This window comes from Thalassoroseus sp. (assembly GCF_984380535.1).
In genome coordinates this window covers 1-24,538 of the sequence record NZ_CFHRBF010000028.1, presented here as the reverse complement: position 1 = coordinate 24,538, position 24,538 = coordinate 1, and the positions used below count along the sequence as shown (strand labels likewise).

The following is a 24,538-nucleotide window of genomic DNA, read 5'->3' as shown; positions in this document are numbered from 1 at the left end:
GAAGTGATCGTCAACGGATTGTTGTATGTGGAATACGCTCGATAAATGAACGCGAGGTCTTCGTTCATCAACCAGCTTGAATGGCCGAGGTCGCCGGTGAATTCGTTTGCCGGGACGATCTTCGTGAGGCCACTCTTACATGGCCGACGCTGTCCTTGATCATGACGGAAATCCTGCCACCCAATTGATGGTAGATACTTTCGATCGGATAGGTGTGATTCACCGAAAGCGGGTCAAGACTGCCGCAGACGTGCAGCAGCGGTACGTCGCGTTCGATCAACCGATCGAGTTTCATGAGGCTTTCGCGCGTGATCAGCGGATTGTCGGCATAGATGCAGGAAACATGGTCGGGGTTCATCGTGGCCCAGTTGAAGGCGTTGCGACCGCCACCGCTCATTCCGACCAACGCCGGCTTGTGGGAAAGTCCATGTTTTTTGGTGACGAATTCAAACCACGCCTGCCAATATTTCATGTCGTCGGATTGAATAAATCCGATGTGGTAACCGCGCTTCAGCAGAGCGATCTCCGTCTGTGATTCATGATCGAGGAATCGCCCTCGCCACGACCAGGGATTCGCTTTTGCGGCTTCTTTTGGTACCACCACGATACACCGCAGCTTGCCTTCCACCTGATGATGGGCACCGGTCCCTTCATCCGAAGATGCCCTGATCGGCGTCACCGACAGATCATTGGCATCCATCAGAAATTCAAACCGGTCGAAACCGTGCCAGTCGGTCGCCTCACCGGTAAATCTCTTCGGAGATTCAGCATGGGCCGTGGCGGCTATCAGAACGCTGGCGTCGTGAACGACACTCCGGTCATAAGCCTGGACCTCACAGCGACGATCTTGGACGCAGCATGTGTTTCTCTGCCACAAGGTAAACGGCCTGATGGCGAATCGTTGAGGCCGCTATTGATAAGTGCGAAGCCGCGTCGCGACGCGCTGTTTTTCCACTATCCTCATTTTGCTTTTCATAAAGCCAACCGGCCTGGCTCAGCGATTCGTCAGGGGCGTCATAAGTTGATTCTGCGATATGATGACGACTCCACTGAGTTGTATGACGTAGTCGAAGACATCAGTGAAACCAAAGATCTGACCCAAGCTCAACCAGATCTGACCCGACAACTGAAGTCACACTTGATTCGCTGGTTGCAAGAAACGAAGGCTGGCCTGCCGCGTCCATCGGATTCCGTCAAAAGTAATGAATGATAGAGAAGTCATGCCGCAAAGTTTGCACGTGCGATTCACATCTGCGACTCTGAGAGACACGTCGAGGTATAACTAACAAGCGCAATGTGTTGCGACAAACCCTGAAATTCACTTCTCTAACCGAACAAACTTTTGATCACACGTCCGTTGGGAATCAAACTCACCGGGCGGCCGGTTTTTGTGTAGTACTCTTTGTGGTGGTCAATGCCTAGGGCATGAAAGATGGACGCCCCCAGGTCGTCGGGATGAATGTCGGTATCCTCAGTTGGTCCCGAGCCGTTGGCGTCGGTCGCACCGATGAGTTGCCCCGGTTGTACCCCACCGCCAGCCATCAGGCACCAGTTGGCACGTGGATAGTGATCGCGACCCATATTCTGGTTGATTTTGGGAGTGCGACCAAATTCGCCCATGGCAACAACTAGAGTTCGGTCGAGCAGTCCCTTTTCTTTCAGCGCCGTCATCGCCGCCGTCAAACCGGCATCCAGCGGAGGCAGTAACTTTTTATGTCCCGTGAAATTGTCCAGATGCGTGTCCCATCCCTGGCTGGTCACTGTGACGAATCGGCATCCCGATTCCAGCAGCCGAACTCCTAGCAGCAAACTCTGACTGACTTCGTCCGCCGCAAATAACTTGCGAATGCTTTCCGGTTCTGCGTTCACATCGAACGCCTGCTGTGTGCGCGACGACGTAATCATGCTGAAGGCTCGCTGGCCGAACGTGTCCAGGGCTTCCAGCAACTGACTGTTGGTGTCGACTTCACGCATGCGTGTATCAAGGTCTTTCAGCAGTTTCTCGCGACGGTCAATCTTGTCGACCGTGAGGCCCTTGGCAGGTGAGATCCCGCGGACAGAAAACGGTTGTCCCGGCCTGGGAACGGCGTTTGTCTTGAACGGGGCAAATGCATCACCCATGTAACCGGCGGACCATTCCGTCTGAGGAATGGCCACATACGGCGGAAGATCCGGGTCGCCCGGCAACTCCTTCATGATGACCGAACCATAAGACGGATACTTCACCGCGGGATTCGGCCGATTGCCGCTGGCAATGTAGGCTTGCCCCTGCGGATGATCGCCGCTCGTATGGCTGATGCCGCGAATCAGCGTGAAGTGATCAATGACGGTCGCAAGCTTCGGGAGATGCTCGCAGATTTTCAGTCCCGGCAGTTTCGAGGAAATCGCCTGGAACTCGCTCCGTGTTTCCGCTGGCAGGTTGTCTTTCATGTCCAACGTGTCGAGATGTGCCGGGCCGCCGGCCAGGTTCAGAAACAACACGGAATCCGCGGTTGTTTTGTGTGTCGGCGCAGCGTCTGCGAATCGAAGGGCGTCGGACAGAGTGAGTCCCGCCGCTCCCAGCACACCGGCTTGTAACAAACTGCGACGTGAAACAGATTGCCTGTGTGAACCTGCCATGCTCGACTCCTATGATTCCGGTTTACGAACAGCAAAGCCATCAATCGCGACTTGGGTTGGTCAGTGGTTGGTCAAAAACTCTTGCGTATTCAGCAAAACCCACAGCAGATCGCGTAGGCCTTCCACGGTGTGTTCGCTAGACTTCAAATGGTTCCGCCCGCGGGCAAGCTCCGTCGTCGTCGGACTGCGACTCACGGTTCGCTGATAAGCTTCGGTCACTAGGTTGTCGATGACCGCATCCGATACGACCGCTGACGATGTTCTTATCTTCGCAGCAGGCTTCGCGTTTGTGGTTTCGGGAGTCAGAGGTTGGCCCAGTTGTTTGGCGGTCTCGACCAGCCAGCCGTCGGGCCGCTCCAGCCAGCCAAGCATTTCGGTGTCGTTGCGAACATACAGCGATTGCAACAACGTCGGTTGCTCCTGTCGTTCACAGTCACAGTTGGTGGTTCGCAGTGGTTTCCCGAAAACGAGTAGTGAGAAATCGATGCCCCGTGCTTGAATGGATTTGGGATGCTGTGTGATCTTGCGTTGTGCGGTGTCAGTGGCCCAGTTGTTTGATCTCGTGGTGTTGGCAGTCGCTTGTAGAATCGCGTCGATCGTCACTTCCGCTGGCATACGACGAATTTGAGCGTGACTGAAATTCCGCTGATCGTTGCGGTTAGTGTCGTTGGGTTGCCAACTGAGTTGATAGGTTCTGCTGTTTGTAATCGTGCGGTGCAGCCATTTGATGTCGTAGTCGTTGGCCACGAACTGCTCACTAAGCCATTCCAGCAGAGCCTTGTTGCTCGGCGGGTTCGCAAGGTTGAAATCATCCGGCGGATCGACAATGCCCACACCAAAATAATGGTGCCAAATTCGATTCACGAACGCGCGGGCAAAATACGGGTTGTCGCGTTGCAGCAGCCAGGCCATCAGCGGTTCGCGGGGGTCATGGTAATCATTCAAGTTGACGACTTCACTTCCCAGCAGTTTCGCCGTGTGCGGCTGGCTGCCGGGTTTGTCGATCCAGATTTCATTCCAGGGAATCGGCAATCCTTCGGCGGAAACTCGCAAGTACATCTGGCGACGAAGGGCGGCGGTATCGAGTTTTGCGGGAACACCGAGTTTCATCTTGAGCTGTGTCTGTGCTTCACGCCCGTCGGGCGCGATGCCGGCTTTGACCCGTGTAAAGAATTCTGTGAACTGCTCAAAGTCCTGCTGCGACCATTGATCGAACGGATGTTTGTGGCATTGGGCACACTGCAACCGCACGCCCAGAAAAACATACCCAAACGATAACGCTCGGTCGGTCGGCGTCTGGTTGTTGCTGCGGAACCAGTAGTAGTGCATCGGGTTATCGAGTGCGGTGAAATCTTCCGGCTGCTTCTTACGCAGGAACCGACTTTGCTCGGCCGCGAAGTCTTCATAGGACTGACCCGGACGACGACTCTCCGCGAGGATGATTCCAGCGGCGATCTTGTCCCAGCCAACGTTGTCTTGCAGCCGCCGCCGCATCCACTGGCTCCATTGCACGGCTGCCGGACTATTCATGTCGGTCGTGCCCAGGTATTGCGCGTTGCTGCCGGTCAGATCGCAGAACTTCACCGACCACCAGTCAGCGTACGCGGGTGACTGGAGCAGTTCGTCGATCTTTCGTTTTCGTTTGTCCGGGTCGGTGTCAGCTAGAAACTGTGTGATTTCGGACGGAGTCGGCAGTGTGCCGATCATGTCCAGCGAAACCCGCCGCAAAAAATCCTCGTCGGTGCATAACTCCGAAGGCACGATTCCCAGACGCGACAACTTCGTTGTGACGAGACGATCAATTTCCGTCGGCGTGACCACTTGCGGGAAACGATCACCGGTTTGTTCGCTGACGGGCAGCAGAACTTGCGTAGAAAAAATGGCGTTGTCGTAAGAGGAAATGATTTGAGTATCACCGGGTGATTTGCAGGTGATGACACCGTCGATCGAGACGTCCGCAATGACATCGTCATTCGACCGAAATCGCGTCAGCGGTGTGACATCTTCACGAGTGCCGTTTTCCCAAACCGCCACGCATTTTAATTGCTTCGTTTCGCCAACCTCGGCAAAAACAATCTCGGCGGGCGTCACCTCGAAACGAGCAATCCGATTGGGACCGCCGGCCAGTCCATTGGCACCAGCGGCGATCCAGCGACGCAGCAGACGATGTTCCCAGCCATCCGGCTCAAAACGTTGTCCGCCGCCGTGCTCATCCCTGTGAGTCGGCTTGACGATAATCAGGCTTTCGTCGGGCTTCTTCAAATTGACGCGAGGCTCGTCGCCACCAGTCAGGGATTTGTGATCCGCGGAAAAGTCGTAACCGAACATTGACAGCGTAAAGCCGCCTTGCCCCTGAAACGAACCGTGGCACGAGCGACCATTGCACCCCAATCGACCCAACAGCGGCAACACATGGGCTTGAAAGTCGGGCGTCATGTTGGCATCGTTCAATTGCTGACGAACGTCGACCGTGACCGGTTGCAGCGCTGTATCATGTTCTGTTCTGCTTTTCGCTTGTTGCAGACCAGACGAGCCGGGCGGTGACTGCGGGCCACGAAGTTCTTCCCCGGCGAGCAGTCGCTGCAATGCGTTGCTTGAAGCATTAGGCGCCGGGCTGAGTCGCACATGCAACCTTGGCAATCGTTCCCTTAAAGACGCGACGTCCTCCGTCGTCAGATTGGTCTCGTCAAGCAACAACACGCTTAACGTTTTACAGGCCGAGAGCGGAAGCAGCGATTCGGCAGTGATCGCTGTCTTGCAGAGACTGAGGACCTGCAGCTTTTCGAGTTCACACAAATGGATCAACCCACCTCCGGTCACAGCCGTTTCGTCGAGGTGTAGCGTTTTGAGTTGGGGCAACGCTCCCAGCAACTTCAGGCCGGCATCCGTCACTTTGGTCCCGGTCAGAATGAGGACTTCCAGGTTTTGCAGCTTCGCAATATGCGTCAGGCTGGCATCCGTGATGACCGTTCCGTCCAGAGACAAAGTCGTCAGTGCTTGTAAATCAGCAATGTTTGCGAGGCCTTGGTCGGTCACACGCGTGCGGTCCAGATAGAGTCGTTCGAGCTTGGACAGATTCCGGAATGACGGCATGGCCGCGTCGGTCAGTTGCGAGTCCGACAGGAACAACGTGTCGAGATTCGTCAGGCTGGCAATATGCTGGAATCCTGTGTCGGTGACAGTCGGCGTCACGACAGCGAGGTAGTCGAGTTGCTTGAAGGCTGTGACGTGCTGCATGTGCTCGTCAGTCACGCCGGTCTTGCTAAAACGCAGGAATCGCACCGTACCATCGCGATTCTTTTGCAGATTGGAAGGCCAACCACGCAACGCCTCGATGGCAGCTTGCTGCTCCGGCGGAGTCTCGGCGGGCAGGCGGCTTGCAACAGCGAAAACCACGACGAAGGCAACGAGTTGTGATAGCCGGGGCATGGTCGGACTCGCGGGTCGATTCATAAAGGAGAATATTGATGGGTTACTTATGTCAGAATACGGCAGTCCGACAGCAGCGCCAACTCGGAATTGGATTACACTGCGATCCGTCGTGTTCCACACCAGACAAGATCCTTCGCAGAACACTTCCTATTTGATCAACGCAACGGGCCACCCGGGTTCATTTGCTTTGGCTGGTCGAACATTGTGCGGAGAATGGTCGCCCTAGCAACGACTGGCAGTCGCCGAGGGGAAGTACGCCATGGAGCAAACTCAACTCCCGCAGTGGCTGGGAAGCAGGGCACATTACAGGCAAGTTGCCCGACAGTCGAAACCTAGCCGCTCTTGGCGATCCCGCGAGAGAGGGGGCGGGTCAGCCAGCGTTTCGACAAAGAGGCTGTTAACAACTTTGTCCAGAGTTCGAAGAGGGTCCCTCCCAGGGAGCTCGTTTTCTTTCTGCGGAAAGAAGACACAATCCAGTTAACGCCCGGCGTCGAGATTTCGGCAACCGGGCGTATTTGCGTTTCCGCCTTTCACGCAACGATTTGCGTCGGATCGAGTCGCCCGCCTCGATTCTCCCTTTCGAGAGAGACCAACCAGGGTCCGAGTGGAACCCTTAAATTGTCACTGACCGGCGATACGCGCGGAATCACTCTTGGCCGCGACGCAAGCGGCAGTGTTGAGATTTCGGGGGTGGCGACGTCTTCGTCATGCTGGCCCATTGTCACGACCTCGAAGCCATCCGATTCCAGATATGTGGCATTCCAGCGGTCGATTGTGATCTCGCGAATAATTACCGAATCGCCCCCTCGATGACCGCGTATTTCTGCAAACAAATGCGAAGGTTTGCGACCCCCGCCATTTCCCGTAGACTGTATTCAGCCCATGGCTTCTGAGCCTGCAGTTTTCGTTAGGTGTCCGCCCGCGCAACGGAAAGTCCATGCCCTGCTGAGGGGACCGCCGAGGTCACTCACCAAACCCAAACAACCGAAGAGTGCTCATATGCGATCCATTGTTTTTGTTTTGTCCGCCCTCTTCGTGATCATCTTCTCTCACGCTCAGCCTGTCTACGCGGAGAGGCCGAATTTGATCTACATCATGTGCGATGACTTGGGCTACGGTGACCTGGGCTGCTTCGGACAACAACGCATCCAGACGCCACATCTGAACAAACTAGCCGACGAGGGGATGCGGCTCACCAATTACTACGCAGGCAACACCGTCTGTCGGCCGTCGCGTCTTGTGCTTTGGACGGGGTTACATGCCGGCCACACGGCCATCAACTCGAACGCTGCCTACGTGCTGGAGCCCGAGGACGTCACCGTTGCCGAGCGACTCAAGGCCGTGGGCTACGCGACCGGTGGCGTCGGCAAGTGGGCATTGGGAAAGGTCGGGACAAGCGGACATCCGAACCAACAGGGCTTTGATTTCTGGATGGGTTATCTTGATCAGGGTGAGGCCCACAACTACTACCCGACCCATCTATGGCGTAACGTGGAGAAGGTGCCGCTCGACGGCAACGTGCTCATCGACGACCCGAAGGCACGCGGTCGCGTCGCCCGACTGGACGCCCGTAAGACCTACTCGCACGACGTCATGACGAATGAAGCACTTAGCTTCGTCCGCACCAACGCGCGGAATCCCTTCTTACTTCACATTCACTGGACGATCCCGCATGCCAACAATGAGGGTGGTCGCGTCCAGAACAAGAACGGGATGGAAGTTCCCGACTACGGCATTTACGAGGACGAGAATTGGCCCGACGTCGAAAAGGGCCAGGCCGCGATGATCACCCGCATGGACGGCGATGTGGGCCGGCTTGTCGCACTACTCAAGGAGTTGGGCATTGAAAAGAAGACGCTCATCGTGTTTACGTCCGACAATGGCCCACACTCGGAGGGTGGGCACAAGCACGAGTATTTCGACGCCAACGGTCCGCTACGCGGCTATAAACGTGACCTCTACGAAGGTGGGATCCGCGTCCCGACCATCGCCTGGTGGCCTGGGGTCATTCAAGCCGGTTCGACTTGCGCGGAACCGCTCGCCTTCTATGATTGGGTTCCCACCGCTTGCGAACTTGCCGACGCCCCGCTTCCCCACAAAACCGATGGCGTCTCATTCGCACCAACTCTCATCGGTCAGGGCGAGCAGAAAAGTCACGACTACCTCTATTGGAAGTATGGCAAGAAGGAGGCCGTCCGCAAGGGACAATGGAAGGGCGTCCGCCTTGCCCCCAACGAGCCGTTGGAACTCTATGATCTGAATAGCGACCTCGGCGAAACGAACAATATCGCGTCTAGGCACCCAGACGTCGTGAATGAGTTGGACGCCTCGATCGCCGAGGCGACGAAATAACGCCGGTCAACGGCATGGTGATTTGTATGGAATGTCGCTGAAGCATTCGCGGTTTTGAGCATCCCAATGGACTGAATCTTCGTCGATCCGTTCGGGATGACGAACGGCGCAACCGCAATTCTCGGGTCAGCGCGCACCACGATCACGAAGCTGTTCCTGTTCGAACGCAAATGCCTAGCTAGCCTATCTGAAGTAGAACACTGCACGGCTCAGCATCGCTTACAATATTCAATTGCCGGGCACTCACGCGTTACTTGTCCACGTGGTTCGTTGAGTGCGGTGGCCTGAGACTCGAAGGCAGCTACAGGAACGCAAAGGACGCGGATATTAGCCTCCAAGATCGAACCAGTTGCTATTGAAGAAATGCCACGAGAGTTTTGTGGTATCCGCAACCAACGCCAAAGTGAAGATCGGTGAATATGAACCAAGCGGACCGACTTGTGACGCTTTCAGGCACTGATAAAGAAGTCGTACGGCCGAATTGTGGGAGGCGTCGAACCAGCTTGAGCGAAACGAGGAGGCAGCGCGAAATGGAATTCATCGCGACGTTTAGTGGCGCACCGCAAACACGAAAAAAGCGGCTCACCAAGGAGCCACCGTAAGTCGTTTTCTAAAAAGGGTTTACAAGTCGGGGCGACTGGATTTGAACCAGCGACCTCTGCGTCCCGAACGCAGCGCTCTACCAAGCTGAGCCACGCCCCGATAGGTGTCACTGCAATCGAAATTGAGTGGGTCGGTATTATAGTCCGTATGAAGATTCGGTCAACGGCCAGCAACTTTTTGCAGTTCTTGCCCTTTGAGTCCTGGGATTTGAGTCTTGCGGGCGACGTCTGGAAGCATGGGTTCGGCAGTTTTGACAGAGCCTATGCTATGGTGTTGTCATGCCCCCTTTAAGATGACACCATATATGGTGGCGGGTTCGGCGATATCTTTTGGGGCTTGAGTCACTTTGTTGCTCCAATGACTCGGGGCCGGACTATCTAGGCATGTGACCTCGCCATGACAACGTTGTGCCGCTTGGCGTTCGCGGTTCAAGAACTTCTCGCGACGATGACCGATCAATCATGTCCGATGCAGACTCGACACCTTCCGATGCAGACTGGGTCGCACGATTCTTGGCGTCCGTCCGAGTCGCGGGCGAAGTTCCTAGTTTAACAGAGTTCTTGGAGCGGTTTCCTGATCTTTCTGACGATGCCTATGTCGAAGTTGCTTTGGCTGACCAGTCGATTCGGGCTTCTGCTGAACGGCCTCGCAACATCGACGATTATCTGCAACTTCGCCCGAGCTTGCATGACGAGACAAACCAGATTCAACGCTTGGTCGCGGGTGATCTGCAGACTCGGCAATCCCACGGGTTGGCATCTAATTTGGAGGAATTACGGCGTCGGTTTCCGAACTTCCCCAAGCAATTCTGGGACGAAATCGCACGGGCCGATTTGACCATCGACAATGCGGCGGCGACGGTCGAATTACAGGTGCCGCTGACTGAGTGGACGAACAATGAAGCCAGCGCGATTCCCGATGCGGAATCGAACGATGAGGCGACCTTGCCGATCGATCCACCGTTCGGTGTTAGTGATAAGACGAAACTCGACAGTGACAGGACTGCTCCCGGGGCAAAGTCGATTCGGATTCCGAAAACGCCGTTCGAACGACATTTTGGAGACTATCTCCTGTTGAACGAGATCGCTCGGGGTGGCATGGGGATCGTTTATCGGGCGATCCAGACGAAGTTGAACCGGGAAGTCGCGTTAAAGATGATCTTGGCCGGTCAATTTGCGGGTCCCGACGATGTGCGTCGATTCCATCAGGAAGCCAAGATCGCGGCTCACCTAGATCACCCAAACATTGTGCCGATCTATGAAGTCGGCGAACATGCGGGCCAGTCGTTTTTTTCGATGAAATTGGTGAATGGCGAGAGCCTGTCGAGCGTTGTCCGCGACCAGCCAATGCCAGCAAAGCGAGCGGCCGAGCTATGTCGACTGATTGCAGAGGCGGTGGAGTATGCTCATCGACGAGGCGTGATCCATCGCGACTTGAAACCTGCCAACGTATTGCTCGATGAAGCCGAACAACCGCGAATTACGGATTTCGGGCTCGCCAAGAGAACGGATGCTGGGGGATTGGAAACGACTGCGACTGGGCAGATTATTGGCACTCCCGGCTATATGCCTCCAGAACAGGCGTTGGGGCAACCCGAACAAATTGGCCCGCACTCTGATGTCTATTCGCTGGGAGCAATTCTGTACTGTCTTGTGACGGGCCGGCCGCCGTTTCAATCCGCTTCGTTAATGCAAACCTTGAAACAAGTTGTCAACGACAACCCCGTTCCGCCGCGACGATTGAACTCGGATGTGCCAATCGATTTGGAGACTGTTTGCCTGAAATGTTTGTCGAAGGAACCGGCCCGTCGCTACGCCTCAGCACTGGAGTTCGCAGACGACTTGAAACGGTTCCTGACCGGTGTGCCGGTCATTGCCCGACCGCTCAGTCGCCCACAACGACTATGGCGTTGGTGTCATCGGAACCCCACGATCGCGGCCATGGGAGTTGCATTGCTTGTCCTGTTGATCGCTGGTACGGCGGTTTCATCGTATTACGCGGTGGCAGCATCGAAACGGGCTCGTGAGGCGGAACATCATTTCCAGCGGGCTCGGGCGGCGGTCGACGATTATTTCGTCCGAGTCAGCACGAACACGTTGTTAAATCAGCCAGGAATGCAGCCGCTGCAGCACGAGTTGCTGCGTCAGGCGTTGGACTACTACGAAGAGTTCCTTAAGGATCGCCAAGCAGATGGAGAACTCGAAGATGAATATGCCGCTACGCATTATCGAATCGGACTAATTACGGAACTTGTGGAGGGGCCGGCAGCTGCCTTGGTGAACCTTCAAACGGCGCGGACTCTGCAAGAAACGCTGTTAGACAAGACCCCAAACGACGTGGATCGTCTTCAGGCCTTGGGGGCCACTGTGACGGCTCTCGGACGCGTTCAGTTTCGTAACGCTGACGTCGAACACGCGCGAGAATTGTATCTTGAAGCGCTAGCGATCCGCACCCGCCTCCACGATTTGAAAGCGTCGGCAGAGTCAAAACGTGAGTTGGCCAATGCGTACATGAATTTGGCGATCATCGAGCAAGATGCCGAAGATCAATCTGGCTTGTCTACGGCGCGTGAGCATTATGAACAGGCCCAAGATATCCGAAAGCAAGCGTTACAAGGCTTGGAAATCTCATCAGAAGAGCGATTCAAACTCACTTGCGATCTTGGCAAGGGATGGTTCAATTTGGCACAGGTCTTAGACGACCGGCAAGCAATTCACAACGCCTACGAACACGCTGCGAAGGCGTTCGAGCAAGTCATCGATACAGAACCAGCCGATCAACAAAACCGCTTTCGATTAGCTCTCTGTTTTCGCGCACTGGGCGATGATCATGTGCAAAATCAGAAGTTCGGCAAAGCGATCGATGATTTCGAGAAGGCCTCGGCCGAGTTCTTTATGCTCGCCGTTCAAAATCCGCAGGTCGATAGTTACGCCCAAGAGTATGTCATCACCGAACTCATGCTTGGAGATTTGCATCGCGACATCGGGGATTTTCGCAAGGCGAGTGTCGCTTACGACTCAGCCCTGAAGATGCTGTTGCCGTTGTTCGAGCGAACACGATCGACATCGCTGTTGACGGCGGCCGCCCAAACTCATCATTCGTTGGGATATGTTCTGTCTCAGCAACGACAATTCAGTGCGGCAGTCGATCAGTTCGAGAAAGCATTCGAACTTTGGCGACAACACGAGCACACCGGTTCGCTCGTTTCGCCCCAACATATTTGGGACCGGGCTCGGTTGCATCATGACATGGCGAACGCCCTTGACGAACTTGGGGAATCCGTCCCTGTCGTCAAGAATTATCAGGCCGCAATCGAGCTACTCGCACAGGTTCCGCACACTGACGAAGATGCATTACGGATGAGCTATCATCGGGGAACAATTGGCTTGGACTTAGGCCAATCGATTGTGAAATCCGATTCCGGAAGAACACCGCTCGATACGCACACGCGAACGGAAGCATTGGAGTTGTTGCTGCAGACACTCACTCACATCGAACCTTATTCCCTTAAGATCCCCGAATTTCGAGCACTGCATACCGAGTTGGAGTCGTTGTTAAAACGCATCCCGCTTCAACTTCCTGCGAAAGCAGAAAAGCCCGCGGACTTCAACGGGTGAAGTCGACGGGCTTCGTATGTGGTCTCGTGATTGCAGTCGCTTTCGGGAATCACCAGCCGAGATAAACCGGAGCCAGTCCGCAGGCACCGTAGCCGGCATACCCATAACCGTAACCGTATGGGTAGTATGGAGCATAGCCAGCCCAACCCCAGCCGCCGTATCCAGGCGGATATGCATAGACCGGATAGCCCAACGGTGAGAATGGTGCGTAACTCGAGTACGTGAAGACCGGGGCGTAGTAATCGACGTATGGTGCCCAAAGATATCCAGCGGTCCAATAAGCAGGGTAGCCGCTGTAACCGTAGATCGAGTAACCGCAGGCACTTGCGCAGCCTTGGTACCCGTAAACGCCACAACATCCGTAAGCGCTCAGATCGGGATGCGCACTCGGCCCGGGATCAACTTCCGGCGCGACTGGAGCATCGGCTTCCTGTGCGAACGTTGCTGGCGTGGTGCAAACAACCAACGCGAATACACTTAAACTGATCCATCCCAAATGTTTCATGCCAATCCCCCTGGTGAATGTTCTTTCTTGTCTTGCGAACACGAGCGAATTTCGCGGCGCAATATCCTCCGCAACACTCCCAAATTACCAGCGGAAGAAAGAAGACTCAAGTTTTTGATGACTGAAACGCACGGATTTCATGGAAACGCTCGTGACGTGTAGCGGTCGGTGCGAGACGTTGCCAAAAATCAACCACCAAGTTCCTGACGCAGACGTTGAAAGTCGTCGTTCAGCCGCCCAAGTTCGTTCCGAAGCGAGAGGATATCGTCCTTGAACTTCTGGTTTTCTTCTCGGAGAGCCGCAAGATCTTGCTTGAGCGTTGCGATCTCTTGAACACTTTCTGCGTTCACCGATGCCCCAGGAGATGCCTGACGTGAGGGCGACGGAACGGATACTTCGCTAGCCGGTTCGTCGGCATCATCGGTGGGCTGAAGAACCATGTCTTCCTTGGCCCGATAGAAGTTGTGATCGACGAATGTGCCACGCCGCTCGAGGTCGCCGCTACTCTGGACCCAACTTTGCTCCATCATGCTGGCTAGCTCTTCGCGGAGTTGCTCGAGCGTTTCGATCGGAACCATCCGACTGGCGCGAGCACGCAGTTCGCCCAAACGTTGTTTACCCCGTAGCAGCAGTTCCCCCATAATCGCCAGTTGCGGTTCGGTGATCGTCAGGCGATGACGGATGTAATGGCGATAACGTGCGGCTCGTCCCGAATCTGTGTGAAGCTCCCCGACCAATCCCATTTCGCGTAACTTTTCCAGCACATCGGCAACTTGGTCTTCGCTGTAGCCGGTCACGGGATCGCGATTGCTTTTCTGATTGCACCCAGTTGTCAGCGCTTTCAGAGTCAACGGGTAGGAATCGGGAGTGGTTAACCCTTTCTCGATCAATGTGCCAAGCACTCGCCGCTGTTGCCGAGTCAGTTCGGTGAGCGGAACCGAATTCTCTTCGGGTGGCGTCTCCAACATCGCTTGCGGACTCCTTCAGCAAGAATAATGATTGAATCAACTCAGTGATCTGATTTCGAATTCCTCAAACGGACGAAGTATCAGATTTCCCGGCTTGGGAAACAATGACCGCGACAACGGTCGAAGCGTCTTCGTGAGTCGTCTGTTCGCCGAGACTACTTGGCCGTCAGCAGCTCTTTTACCAAAGGAATCACGTCCTTCTCATAGGTAAATTCACCGGCACTGTTGGCGTCGAATCGTTTCGCAACTTTCCCGTCTTGATCGTAGACATAGATCGCCGGGAGCGATCCTAGATTGAGTTTCTCATAGAGTTTTTCGTCCGCAACCGCAGACATCACATTTGTAAGCACGGCATTTTGTGAAGTGAGAAACTCCATGACCAACTCGCGGTTTTCTTCCGGCTCGCCGTTGCCCTGGTAGTCCATGTTGAACGAGATGCATTTGACCTTCTCAGGATAGGTCGCTTGGAGTTTCACAAGGTTGGGAAACTCCTGCATACACGGCAGACAATGATTTGACCACAGATCGAGAACAACGACCTGGCCACGATGCTGGGCCACGATCTCTTGCGTTTTCTCCCAGTCGAGCGTCTGCAATTTGACTTCGCCTTTCGCCACACTCGGTTTCGGGGCAGGGTTCTTCTCGGAATCCGACTTCTGTGATGACGGTTGCTCGGTGTCGGTTTCTTTGGTCACGGCTGCCGTCTTCTCTTCGAGAAGTTTTTTCACTTTCGGAATAACCGCTTGTCGAATCGGTAGCGGGTTGTCCTTCTTTTTGTCGAGTGACACACTCACGGTGTGTCGAAGTTTGCCGGTCTTGTCGAACAGAAAAATCGACGGATAACGTACCGATCCGGTCGACATCAACAATTCGAATTCCGGGACCACAGAAAGAAAGTGTTGGAAGTTGGCCTCGTGCTGGATGACGTACTTCCGCACCGCCGCCATTCGAGCTTCGCGGTCTTCAGTGTCATTGAACCCCGAGTTGACGTTGACGGTCATGAACGTCACTTTGTCGTCACGGAAGATCTTCGCCATCCGTACGAACTCGTTGATTTCATCGTCGTTGAATTCGTTGTCCTCGTTCCAGAACATGACCGCAGTCACCGCCCCCGAAGATGACTCGATCCCGGCGACGATTTCAGTCCACGGTCGATACGCGACCTTCGGCTCACCGGGCAACGGACCTCCCAAATCTTCTTGAGGAGGTTTGGTTTCACCGGTTTCATCGGTAGGTTTTGACGATGGGCATCCACTCAGAACGCCAAAGACGAGCGAGAAAAATACCGCGGAAATAAAGGGCTGGAGTTGTCGTCTCATAGCGAGGCCCAGGAAGTTTTTTGAGACAAATGTGATTTCGTAAACTTTCTCGATTGTGGCGAACTGTAGACCAAATCGCAAGTTACGTTCCATTGCAGCAGGCAGTTGGAAATCGCTGTTCGCGCAGCGGGACGTTTCCGGTACACACACCTTTGAGGAGCCGATGTTTCGCTAGGGACTGTGAAGTCATGTCACGCGTGGTGCACCAGGAACAATACCGACGCCTGCCTTGGATGCTGGTTGTCTGTCCGCTTGCGCTGATGCTCATCGGACTGACCGGGATTGATCGTGGTGATGCGTTGGTCTCTGGCGGGCAATACTTCACGAGACAAGCGATCTGGATGCTGCTCGCGATCCCAGCTTTACTGGCGGCCACTTGGATTCCGTACCGGGTACTGAAACCCCTCGTTTGGCCGTTGTTTTTCCTGAGTCTGGTGTTGCTCGTCGCCGTCTATTTCCTGCCAGCCCGGAATGGTTCACGACGCTGGATTCCACTGGGGCCGGTGAGTTTACAACCGTCCGAACTGGCGAAACTGGCATTCATTTTGGCATTGTCGCGGTATCTGATGTACCGTCGGAATTACCGAAACTTGCCAGGCCTACTGGTTCCGTTTGCGGTCGCTGTGGTCCCGGTGGGGCTGATTCTGCGTGAACCGGACTTGGGCACTGCATTGGTCTTTATTCCGGTGCTGTTTGCCATGCTGTTCGCTGCCGGTGCTCGGCCACGACATCTAATCTCCTTGGTATTACTTGGCGTGTGTCTTATCCCGGTTCTGTGGATGGGCATGAGTGCCGAGCAGAAATCGCGTGTGGTCACGTTGTTTACACAGGTCGATGGGGGGCCAGCTCCGCGGGGCGACGGTTATCATCTGCATCAATCGAAACAAGTCTTGGCATTGGGTGGACCGTTCGGGAGTGAGGTCGGCGGTATGGCTGTTACCGATCCCTTCGCGTACCATTTGCCGGCTGCCCGGACCGATTTCGTATTCTGTCTGATCGGCGAACGTTGGGGGTTTGGCGGATGTGCGTTGACGCTCGGATTGTATCTTGCCCTGATCGGCCGCGGACTCGCCGTAGCGGCCGCCACTCGCGAACCGTTCGGAAGACTGGTCGCAGTGGGAATTGTCACTCAATTCGCAACACAGGCTATCATCAACGCCGGCATGACAGTCGGCCTCATGCCCATCACTGGACTGACGTTACCACTCCTCAGTTACGGCGGTTCCAGTCTGGTCGCGACATGTTTTTCAATTGGCCTGCTCATTAACATCGGCATGCGTCCCGGTTACGAGATGCATGCCGACCCGTTCCGATTTGACGCTTGACTGCGTACCCACTCGGCTAGTTACCAATGGTGAGACGATCCACAATTCCGGGATTCTCGCGAGCAATATCGGTCGTCTCGCCGGGATCTTTCAGAAGATCATAGAGTAACACTTCGGATAGACCGTCCGGACGCACCGCTTTCCAGTTCCCCCAACATGCCGCCTGAGCAGCTTCATACCGCCAATAGAGAATCCGTTGTGCGAGTGCGTTCCGCCCATAAATGTCTGGCATCAATGAGGTTCCGGCCATAAACCGTGGTCGTTGAATGGCCCAGGCCAATTCGGCGAATGACGGGTGCAGGTCCCAAACCACGCCGGGCGACAACGCTAAACGCTCGGGCGGGAAGAAACCGGGAAACCTGGCCAGTAACGGAATCTGCAAGTTTCCCTGCCCCAATTGATGCTGCCCGAAACGATAGGGGCCGAGACTACCCAATCCGTTCAACGCGGCAATGTTGTTCGGGTTCGGGCCGGTGAACGCAGTGAAAAACACGGCCGTTCGGTTGGTCAAACCAAGCAGTTCCAATCCACTCAGCAGCCTTCCGACGTCTTGATCCATCAAATATAAACCGGCCGAGTAACGTCGCGCCGCTTGATCTAACCCGTCCCTGGCAATCGGGATACGGTCCAAGAACGCCGCTGGGTAGTTGATGTAATCCGGCAGGTGATATTGCAGGAAGAATGGTCGACGCCCACCGCGTTGAGCTCGCATGAACCGCAATGCCTCACGGACGTACAGATCTCCGGCGGTGAATTTCGGTTGGGTGTTGTCTTGAGCAATTGGCTGAAGCGGTTGTTCCTCGCCGAGCCAAATGTTCTCTGGGGAAGGATCGGCACCGGCCGAGAACGGCAGCACGCCCATCCATTCGTCGAACCCGTGATTCAATGGGGTATCCAGCGGCGCGTTGGGTGGTGCTCCCCAGACGCCGATAAAACCCGTGTCATAACCGGCTTGCCAAAGCGTCTCCGCCATTGTGCAATGCGGTTCTTCGAGATCGTAGCGTGGTGCTGGTTCCGCAATGACTCGGGAGGGAGATTGCCCTGTCAATAGCGACCATCGCGATGCCAAAGGATCGGGACTAGCCGCGTGAAAACTCGTGAACCGCACGCCATTCTCAGCCAAACGATCGAGATTCGGCGTTACCGACGGGTCTTGCCCGTAGATTCCTAAATCGTTCGCAGCGAGTCGCGGAGTGACAATCAGGACGATGTTAGGCGACCGTGCCGGGTTCATCACTCGAACCTGCCGATTCGCGTCTCTTAAGGCTCTCGTATTGTCGCGTTTGATTCTCTGTAACCGGCGTAGCGCATCGTTCGCTTGTTGCAATCCGTCTTTAACTTCTGCCGGAACCGCAATCGGTGAAAGGGTTTGCAACTGATCGATGACGGAATCCAAACCGATGGACTCAACACCGGACTCCGCTGCCGACTGATCTCCCGAGTTCGCAACGTCAAACAAAGCGGCCTGCTGCCCGCAACCGTTTAGACCGAGGACGACGGCAAATACGCTGGCGAGCGAAGATATGGGGAACAACCGACTAACAAGGTGATTCATCGTGCATCGACCTGTTTCGTTCATGGAAAGTTTCATGGCATCACGATGCAAGTCGCATGCCGATGTGTCGGGAGAGCCGATCGGCTGAGGGGTTCCTATTGTTCCGTTTATACCGGTTATCGGTATGCGTCTCGTAATATCGAATTCATTGATCACTCCTGACCGATGTTCATTTCTAGAGCAGATTACGAGTATGCGTGGTGTGCTTAATCTCTCAGACGTGCGAACCCCATCCGGCTCTTCGCATGCGTTGGAGATGCCAGACCGGAACACGGTCGAGTGCCCGAAAGGGAAACAAACCCTGACCCACTTTGAGCACGGAAAGGAATCCCGCTCATGTATCTACTGCCTCTTGTCCTGGTGGGAGCCTCCCTGGGAGCGGATGTTGGTGTCTTTCACAACGCACCCGCGGAATCAACTCAATCTGTTCAGCCCCAAGTCATCGACTTTGCAACCTACAACGGGGCCAGCAATTACGTCGTCGCTCACCCCGCCATTCAGCAAGCGAGCCATTGCACACCCGGCCATTCGACAGTTACGTCATGTGCAGTGACCGGTTCCGGCTGTGTAACAAGTTCCTGCGGGCAAGCGGTTTGTGGACCGCAGGGGCCTCACAATGGTTGTCATTGTGTCGTCGGATGTGGGTCCGCTGGCGGATGCCAGGCAGGCTGTCGGTCCGGCGGCTATGGCTGCGAATGTTGTGACGGCAACGGATTTTGCCAGTACTGCAATGGGCAATCGTCAAACGGTTGGCAGTACGGATATGCTGGCGACGACTGCAACAACGGCTGTTGCTGGTTAGACGAATGTTGGAACGACCACCTCATGCGATACTGTGTCGGCCCAGGGGACTTGTATCCGCACTATGCGTACTATCCGAAATTCCATGGCTACTACTACTTCCGTCCGTACAACCATATGCATGTCGAACGTGACGCGGCCCTCGCAGCAGCTATGGGTGGCGATGTACGTGCCCCGTACAGCACGGACTTCTTGAAGCCAATGTTCGCCAGCTTTGCGACGACGAATCCGGTTCCCCCACAGGCGGTCAAGCGTCCCTTCGATGCCAAACTTCCGAACTTGGAAGACCTTGTGAACGGACAAGGCAACTCGATCGAGACCACACCGGCCCCCCAAACACCGATGTACGAACCACCCGCACCGGCTCCGCTCAATCCACTAGACGGGCCAGGAATCTAGTAGGTTCTGTCTCACGCAAGTCGAAGAAAACTTCGGCTCCACTGAAGACACTCGAGACCGCAAGACGGTCTTGACGACCAAACTCTCAACCCGATGGAAACTCGTTTCCATCGGGTTGCTTGCGTTGGAGTGTTCCCTGTGAGCGATCGCTAACCAGCGTTTGCGGTTTTGCACCGAGATCGAACACATAATAGTTTCCAGCCGTATACACTACCGGCTGATTCCACGGGTAAGGCAACCCAAAATCGGCGTCCGGAGGTTGCGCTCCACTCGCCGATTGACGTGCCCGCTTTTCGAGCAACTCAAGTTTCTTCGCTGGTATCAAGGACATTGTCACATTGGCAACCAAATATCGAGCCGGTGTTTCTCGGTACGTCTTCATGATTTCCTGACGTCGACTCGGCAGGAAGACCAACAATTCGAGCGTGTAGACATATCGAGCCGGCGGAATGAGATTTAACCGATCGTATATCGCCACCAATTCCGAGTTGTAACACCACACGTCCTGCCGTCCAACCTGTGAACCCTCCAGGAATTGGGCCACTCGCTCGATATCACCGAGTTGGCGATCAGTTGTCGTCCCCGCGAGTTGATCTCCGACTTCCCAAGAAACCGGTGACCGAATGGACTCCCACCAATGGGCCAGACGCTCGGACTTCAGAAGCGGTGAGCACAGGATCGCGATTGTGGCAAATCCGACGAAACCGAACCGTGTCACCGATGACGACCAACTCACGGTCGAGTTCAGAATCACCACACCGGCCAACAGAATTGGAGCAACATGCACATAATGAAAAAGGTGTTGCAGCAGAAATGCCTGAAGGGTCCAAACAAGATAACAGATTGCGATCAACGCGACTCCGGAATTCGGAACCTGCTTGCCGCGACAACACCGGGCAATCTGCACGCAAGCGCAGGGAACTGCGACCAGATGCAACCAGATCCACGGTGACATGAAGTAGGCTAATCTCGCGTAGCGGATAAATGTTTTATGAGCTTGGCCGTTGGCTGCGTACTCGGGGTTCCATTGGGTCATCGTTTCCCAGAAAGCGGGCCAACAACCGACCGACAGCATCCACGCAACACCGACTCCCCCGATCGCAATCCCGCCAAACAACATTCCGCCGGCATCCACCGCGATCCGACGCCATTGTCGCGTGATCATCCCGCTCAGAAACCAAACGAAACCTGCCATCAGCAGCACATGAGGTTTCAACCAAACCCCAGCCCCCCACACCAGACCTTCGATCACTCCGAAACCGAAGATTGTCGAGGCGAGAGTGGCATCGGTGCGGATTCGATCCACTTGCCGCATCCGTAACGCCAACGCACCGAGAACAGGTACCAGCATCCAAACATCACGCTGACAATGGCACCATGTCGTTTGGGAAAAGTAGAACAAGTAGCACGCGGACGCGAGGTAGTAACGCGACGGTCTCGGAGTTTCTTTCGGCACGATCCAGCCAACCGCGATAATCACAGCCGCCGAGAACATCAAAAGGTCGAACACCCGCAAGGCTTCCCAGGAATCGCCGGCGATCGACCGCACCGCGACATGCAACCAAACCACACCTGGCAGGTTGGGTTCGAACATGTCCTCATACAACTTACCGCCTTCGACGAGATGACGGGCTTGCAAGTCGTAATAGATCGCGTCTGTCGTCAACGGCGTGCGGATAAACAGCGGAATTGCCACCACCAAGATGGCGGCCAGGACGAACTTGGCTAAACCTGCCGATTCTGCAGGGCGGGGTTCTTCAATCACGTTCGACATGTGGTTTTCCGTCCTCGAAGCAACATCACAGCCGATTAATGAATGCGAATCGCATGCCGCAACTTCGGAACGAAAACTGCGTAATCCCGGTTTGATGCGTCGAGTTTCGTACCGATGACGCCCGAATGATTCCACATGGAAACAGTTACCATGGACCAGCGCCACCTTCAGGAAATGGCTCACCTCGAAGACACCTACTGGTGGCATGTCGCCAAACGGAATCTCGTTGTCGAGTTGCTGAAGAAACATGCGACTCCTGATGGAATCGTCGTGGAAGGTGGGATCGGTTCCGGTCGCAACTTGCTAGAGTTTCAAGAACTTGGGTATGAAGCCCATGGCTACGATCTGCTTGAAGCGTCCGTCGAAATGGCGAAGAATCGCGGCTTGGAACACGTTCAGACACACGACTTACACGCCCCGTGGCCGCTTGAAGACGGGTCTGCATCGGCGGTCGTCATGCTCGATGTGCTGGAACACATGGCCGAACCGGTGCCGGTGTTGGAACATGCCGCTCGTGTGCTGAAGCCGGACGGCGTGGTGATTCTCACTGTGCCCGCCTATCCGATGTTGTTCGGGAAGTGGGATGAGATATTAGGCCACCATCGGCGATACACCCGGCGAACACTTCGGCAACACGCAGAGCAAGCGGGCTTCGAACTTTCGTGGTGTCAGCATTGGAATTCGTTCACGCTGCCGATCGCCATGGGTCTGCGACTGAAGGAACGAATCTGGCCCAAACGCGGCGCCGCCGAGTTCCCACGCGTCTCGAACTGGGTGAATTCCACACTTCTGGGATGTGCCAAAGTGGAACGGAGCTTGCTTCTCAGGATGGGAATGCCATGTGGATTGTCTATTGCCGGAGTGCTGAAACATGCCGATCGAGAACGCCAGCCTGACGCTTCCTTCGCGTCCCGAACCCAGTCAAACGCGACTGTCGGTCGTGCTGCCGGTGTTTAACGAACTCTCGATTCTGCCCCGGCTGACCGAAGCACTTGTCGAGAATTTGGAAAGAACTGGCGGCGAGTACGAGATCATCTACGTCAACGACGGCAGTTCCGACGGCAGTGAAGATCTACTCGACCAAATCGCTAGGGAAACTCCCGGCGTGCAGGCCGTGCATTTAGCGCGAAACTTCGGTCAACAAGCCGCGTTGCAGGCGGGTTTGAGTGTCGCCAGCGGTGATGCGGTTATCGTGATGGATTCCGACTTCCAGGACGATCCCGCCGCTATCATGCGTTTCGTCGAGCGTTGGCGGGAAGGGTTCGATGTCGTTTACGCAGTCCGAGTGCAACGCAAAGAGAACGCCGTCAAACGGTTCTTGTTCCGAGCGTTCTACCGCACATTGAACCGCATTTCGCGAACACCAATCCCACTCGACGCCGGAAACTTCGGGCTGATCGACAAACGCGTGGTGCAAGCGTTGTTGCAACTCGGCGAGACCGATCGCTATTTCCCCGGCCTACGAAGTTGGGTCGGTTTGCGACAGACCGGTGTGCCGGTCGAACGCTTGGACCGTCACGACGAGAACCCACGTGTATCCTTCTGGGGACTTGTTCGCCTGGCGAAAACTGCGATTTTCTCGTTTTCGACGGCTCCGCTCTCGCTGTTCTATTTGATCGCAATCGTCTCGTGCGTTGTGTGTTTCAGTCTGACGGGGTTCGCGCTCTATCACAAATTCTTCAGTGGCGACGCGATTGCCGGGTGGACATCCGGACTAATGACCGCTTCGTTCTTCGGTGCGTTGAACGCCTTCGGGGTGGCGATTCTTGGGGAGTATGTCGTGCGGATTCACGACCAAGTCCGCGGTCGTCCGACCTTTCTCATTGATCGCGTCACAACCGCAGATTCCACACTCACTGACAATGAGTTTGAGCCGATGCGACATCAATCCGCGACTTCGTCAGCGGTGCGACCCCAGCCGTTTCCCAGCGGAAACACTTGGCGCTAACGCGTTGCCTTTTTGGTTAGCACGATTTTGAACCTTCGCCAGAAATTCGGATATGACCGCTGTCATCAATCAACCGACGGAACCGAAAGAGACCGTCGAGACCGAAACTGATCAGCTTCCGCCGCTCCAGGTGCATTTGCCGGAGAAATGGCAGTTGCAGGTTTGGCAAGTCGGTTTGGTCTTCGCGTGTGCGATGTTTTTCATGTATCACAACTACATGCGATTGTTCTATTCCGATGTGTGGGGACATGTCGCGTATGGCAATTGGATTCTCGACCACCAGGAACTTCCAACTGCAGAACCCTTCGTGCCGCTCGCCGAAGGCGTTGAACTAACGGCGACCGCATGGGGTGGCCAAATCATGCTGGCGCTGGCCGGACGAGGCGGGGGTGCCGAAGGATATTCGGCTCTCTTTGCGATTGTCACGACACTCACTTACGCCGTTTACGCACTCGCTTTTCGACAGCAAATGGGGCGATTCGGCTGGGCGTGTTTGGCGTCGTTCCTTGTATGGGGAGTCAACTGGGGTCGACATGCTGTGATCCGTCCGGAAATGTTCGGCGGATTATGTTTTGCGATTCTGATGGCGTGCATCGTGTCCGCTGCTCCGCGTCGTCGTCGAAATACCGCAGAAACAGACGACGGCCTAACCCCGTGGTTCATCTGGCTGGCGGTCCCACTCGTGATGACGCTCTGGGCGAACTTGCATGGTTCGTTTGTCGTGGGGTTGGTTCTTCTGGGTTGTTATGCAGTCGGTCGAGGCATTGAAGTTTTGTTCGCCACCTGGAACGGTTGGGCGACCCTCGGCGATCGGGCGTTTCGACGTTGGGTGATCTTGACGGAACTGGCTGTTCTCGCGACTTGCGTGAATCCGTATGGCTTCGATCTGCTGATGCACACCCTGTTGTTCCCGCAGAATCCGAATCTCAAAGACATCATGGAATGGTTCTCCCTGGAGATGGTTTCTTTGGAAGGCATCACAGTGGGGGCGTCTTGGGTGATCACTCTTGTCGTTCTGCGGAACAGTCGGGCAGTAATGCGTGCGACCGACGTTGTGGTCTTCGCAGTATTCACGATGGCCGTTGTGTTACGAGTGCGGATGGTAGCGTGGTACGGGCCGGTCTGGATGCTCATGTTGGCACCCCACTTCCGGGATACGCTGCAACAGTTAAGCGAAACGAAGCCCGTGCAGCGACTTCGCGAAGATTCCGCATTTCTCTTCCGTCGGTCGCCACACAATACGTTGATCGCAGCCCTCATCGTTTGTCTGGCGTTCACGTTTTCGCCGCTCAGCATGTTTGTGTTGGGGGGGAATGCCCGA

General features: G+C 55.3%; 16 protein-coding genes and 1 tRNA gene. 8 read left to right on the top strand and 9 right to left on the bottom strand.

The genetic code is table 11. The annotated features are described in order from the left end of the window. Positions 1-67 precede the first annotated feature (67 nt). Positions 68-700 carry an alpha/beta hydrolase family protein gene (locus tag AC5DDB_RS28210; RefSeq protein ID WP_491743113.1) on the bottom strand — a complete coding sequence of 211 codons (633 nt, stop codon included), beginning with the start codon at positions 698-700 and terminating at the stop codon, positions 68-70. Between the two features lie 69 nt (positions 701-769). Here AC5DDB_RS28210 and AC5DDB_RS28205 point away from each other — a divergent pair, with 69 nt between their 5' ends. Further along, on the top strand, positions 770-1,210 hold the full coding sequence (locus AC5DDB_RS28205) for a sulfatase/phosphatase domain-containing protein (RefSeq protein ID WP_491743112.1): 441 nt from the start codon (positions 770-772) through the stop codon (positions 1,208-1,210). Between the two features lie 116 nt (positions 1,211-1,326). Here the strand turns inward: AC5DDB_RS28205 and AC5DDB_RS28200 are convergent, their stop codons facing one another. Both AC5DDB_RS28200 and AC5DDB_RS28195 read right to left on the bottom strand, forming a co-directional pair. Then, entirely contained in the window at positions 1,327-2,619 is a 1,293-nt protein-coding gene (locus tag AC5DDB_RS28200; protein WP_491743111.1) for a DUF1501 domain-containing protein, read from the bottom strand. A 60-nt stretch (positions 2,620-2,679) separates the two neighbouring features. Continuing rightward, a complete protein-coding gene (locus AC5DDB_RS28195; protein WP_491743110.1) occupies positions 2,680-6,048 on the bottom strand; it encodes a DUF1549 domain-containing protein in 3,369 nt (1,122 codons plus the stop codon). Positions 6,049-7,050: 1,002 nt separating this feature from the next. Between AC5DDB_RS28195 and AC5DDB_RS28190 the strand changes: the two genes are divergently transcribed. Then, entirely contained in the window at positions 7,051-8,403 is a 1,353-nt protein-coding gene (locus AC5DDB_RS28190) for an arylsulfatase (protein WP_491743109.1), read from the top strand. Between the two features lie 628 nt (positions 8,404-9,031). Here the strand turns inward: AC5DDB_RS28190 and AC5DDB_RS28185 are convergent. Next, positions 9,032-9,105, bottom strand: a tRNA-Pro gene (locus AC5DDB_RS28185). Between the two features lie 362 nt (positions 9,106-9,467). Here AC5DDB_RS28185 and AC5DDB_RS28180 point away from each other — a divergent pair. Then, positions 9,468-12,623 carry a protein kinase domain-containing protein gene (locus tag AC5DDB_RS28180; RefSeq protein ID WP_491743108.1) on the top strand — a complete coding sequence of 1,052 codons (3,156 nt, stop codon included), beginning with the start codon at positions 9,468-9,470 and terminating at the stop codon, positions 12,621-12,623. Between the two features lie 49 nt (positions 12,624-12,672). Here the strand turns inward: AC5DDB_RS28180 and AC5DDB_RS28175 are convergent, their stop codons facing one another. The 3 genes from AC5DDB_RS28175 to AC5DDB_RS28165 form a co-directional block, all read right to left on the bottom strand. Beyond that, positions 12,673-13,128, bottom strand: coding sequence for a hypothetical protein (locus AC5DDB_RS28175; RefSeq protein WP_491743107.1), 456 nt, complete (start codon positions 13,126-13,128; stop codon positions 12,673-12,675). A 188-nt stretch (positions 13,129-13,316) separates the two neighbouring features. Then, positions 13,317-14,096 carry a DUF480 domain-containing protein gene (locus AC5DDB_RS28170; RefSeq protein ID WP_491743106.1) on the bottom strand — a complete coding sequence of 260 codons (780 nt, stop codon included), beginning with the start codon at positions 14,094-14,096 and terminating at the stop codon, positions 13,317-13,319. 155 nt (positions 14,097-14,251) lie between these two features. Beyond that, positions 14,252-15,415, bottom strand: a complete 1,164-nt coding sequence (locus tag AC5DDB_RS28165) for a hypothetical protein (protein WP_491743105.1) — start codon at positions 15,413-15,415, stop codon at positions 14,252-14,254. 188 nt (positions 15,416-15,603) lie between these two features. Here AC5DDB_RS28165 and AC5DDB_RS28160 point away from each other — a divergent pair, with 188 nt between their 5' ends. Further along, positions 15,604-16,740 (top strand): FtsW/RodA/SpoVE family cell cycle protein, encoded by a 1,137-nt coding sequence (locus AC5DDB_RS28160; RefSeq protein WP_491743104.1) that lies wholly within the window; start codon positions 15,604-15,606, stop codon positions 16,738-16,740. 16 nt (positions 16,741-16,756) lie between these two features. Here AC5DDB_RS28160 and AC5DDB_RS28155 read toward each other — a convergent pair whose 3' ends face one another. Beyond that, positions 16,757-18,295: a sulfatase-like hydrolase/transferase gene (locus AC5DDB_RS28155; protein ID WP_491743103.1), complete on the bottom strand. Its 1,539-nt coding sequence runs from the start codon at positions 18,293-18,295 to the stop codon at positions 16,757-16,759. A gap of 336 nt (positions 18,296-18,631) precedes the next feature. Here AC5DDB_RS28155 and AC5DDB_RS28150 point away from each other — a divergent pair, with 336 nt between their 5' ends. Then, the gene (locus AC5DDB_RS28150) at positions 18,632-19,495 is read left to right on the top strand and encodes a hypothetical protein (protein WP_491743102.1); all 864 of its coding nucleotides are present in this window, start codon (positions 18,632-18,634) and stop codon (positions 19,493-19,495) included. An 85-nt stretch (positions 19,496-19,580) separates the two neighbouring features. Here the strand turns inward: AC5DDB_RS28150 and AC5DDB_RS28145 are convergent, their stop codons facing one another. Beyond that, positions 19,581-21,269 (bottom strand): hypothetical protein, encoded by a 1,689-nt coding sequence (locus AC5DDB_RS28145; RefSeq protein ID WP_491743101.1) that lies wholly within the window; start codon positions 21,267-21,269, stop codon positions 19,581-19,583. A gap of 150 nt (positions 21,270-21,419) precedes the next feature. On the opposite strand from AC5DDB_RS28145, the gene AC5DDB_RS28140 reads away from it, so the two are divergent. The 3 genes from AC5DDB_RS28140 to AC5DDB_RS28130 form a co-directional block, all read left to right on the top strand. Then, positions 21,420-22,226 carry a class I SAM-dependent methyltransferase gene (locus tag AC5DDB_RS28140; RefSeq protein ID WP_491743100.1) on the top strand — a complete coding sequence of 269 codons (807 nt, stop codon included), beginning with the start codon at positions 21,420-21,422 and terminating at the stop codon, positions 22,224-22,226. Then, a complete protein-coding gene (locus AC5DDB_RS28135) occupies positions 22,141-23,217 on the top strand; it encodes a glycosyltransferase family 2 protein (protein WP_491743099.1) in 1,077 nt (358 codons plus the stop codon). Before AC5DDB_RS28140 ends, AC5DDB_RS28135 begins: the two co-directional genes overlap by 86 nt. Before the next feature lie 52 nt (positions 23,218-23,269). Next, a partial coding sequence (locus tag AC5DDB_RS28130) for a hypothetical protein (RefSeq protein WP_491743098.1) occupies positions 23,270-24,538 on the top strand: 1,269 nt, incomplete at its 3' end.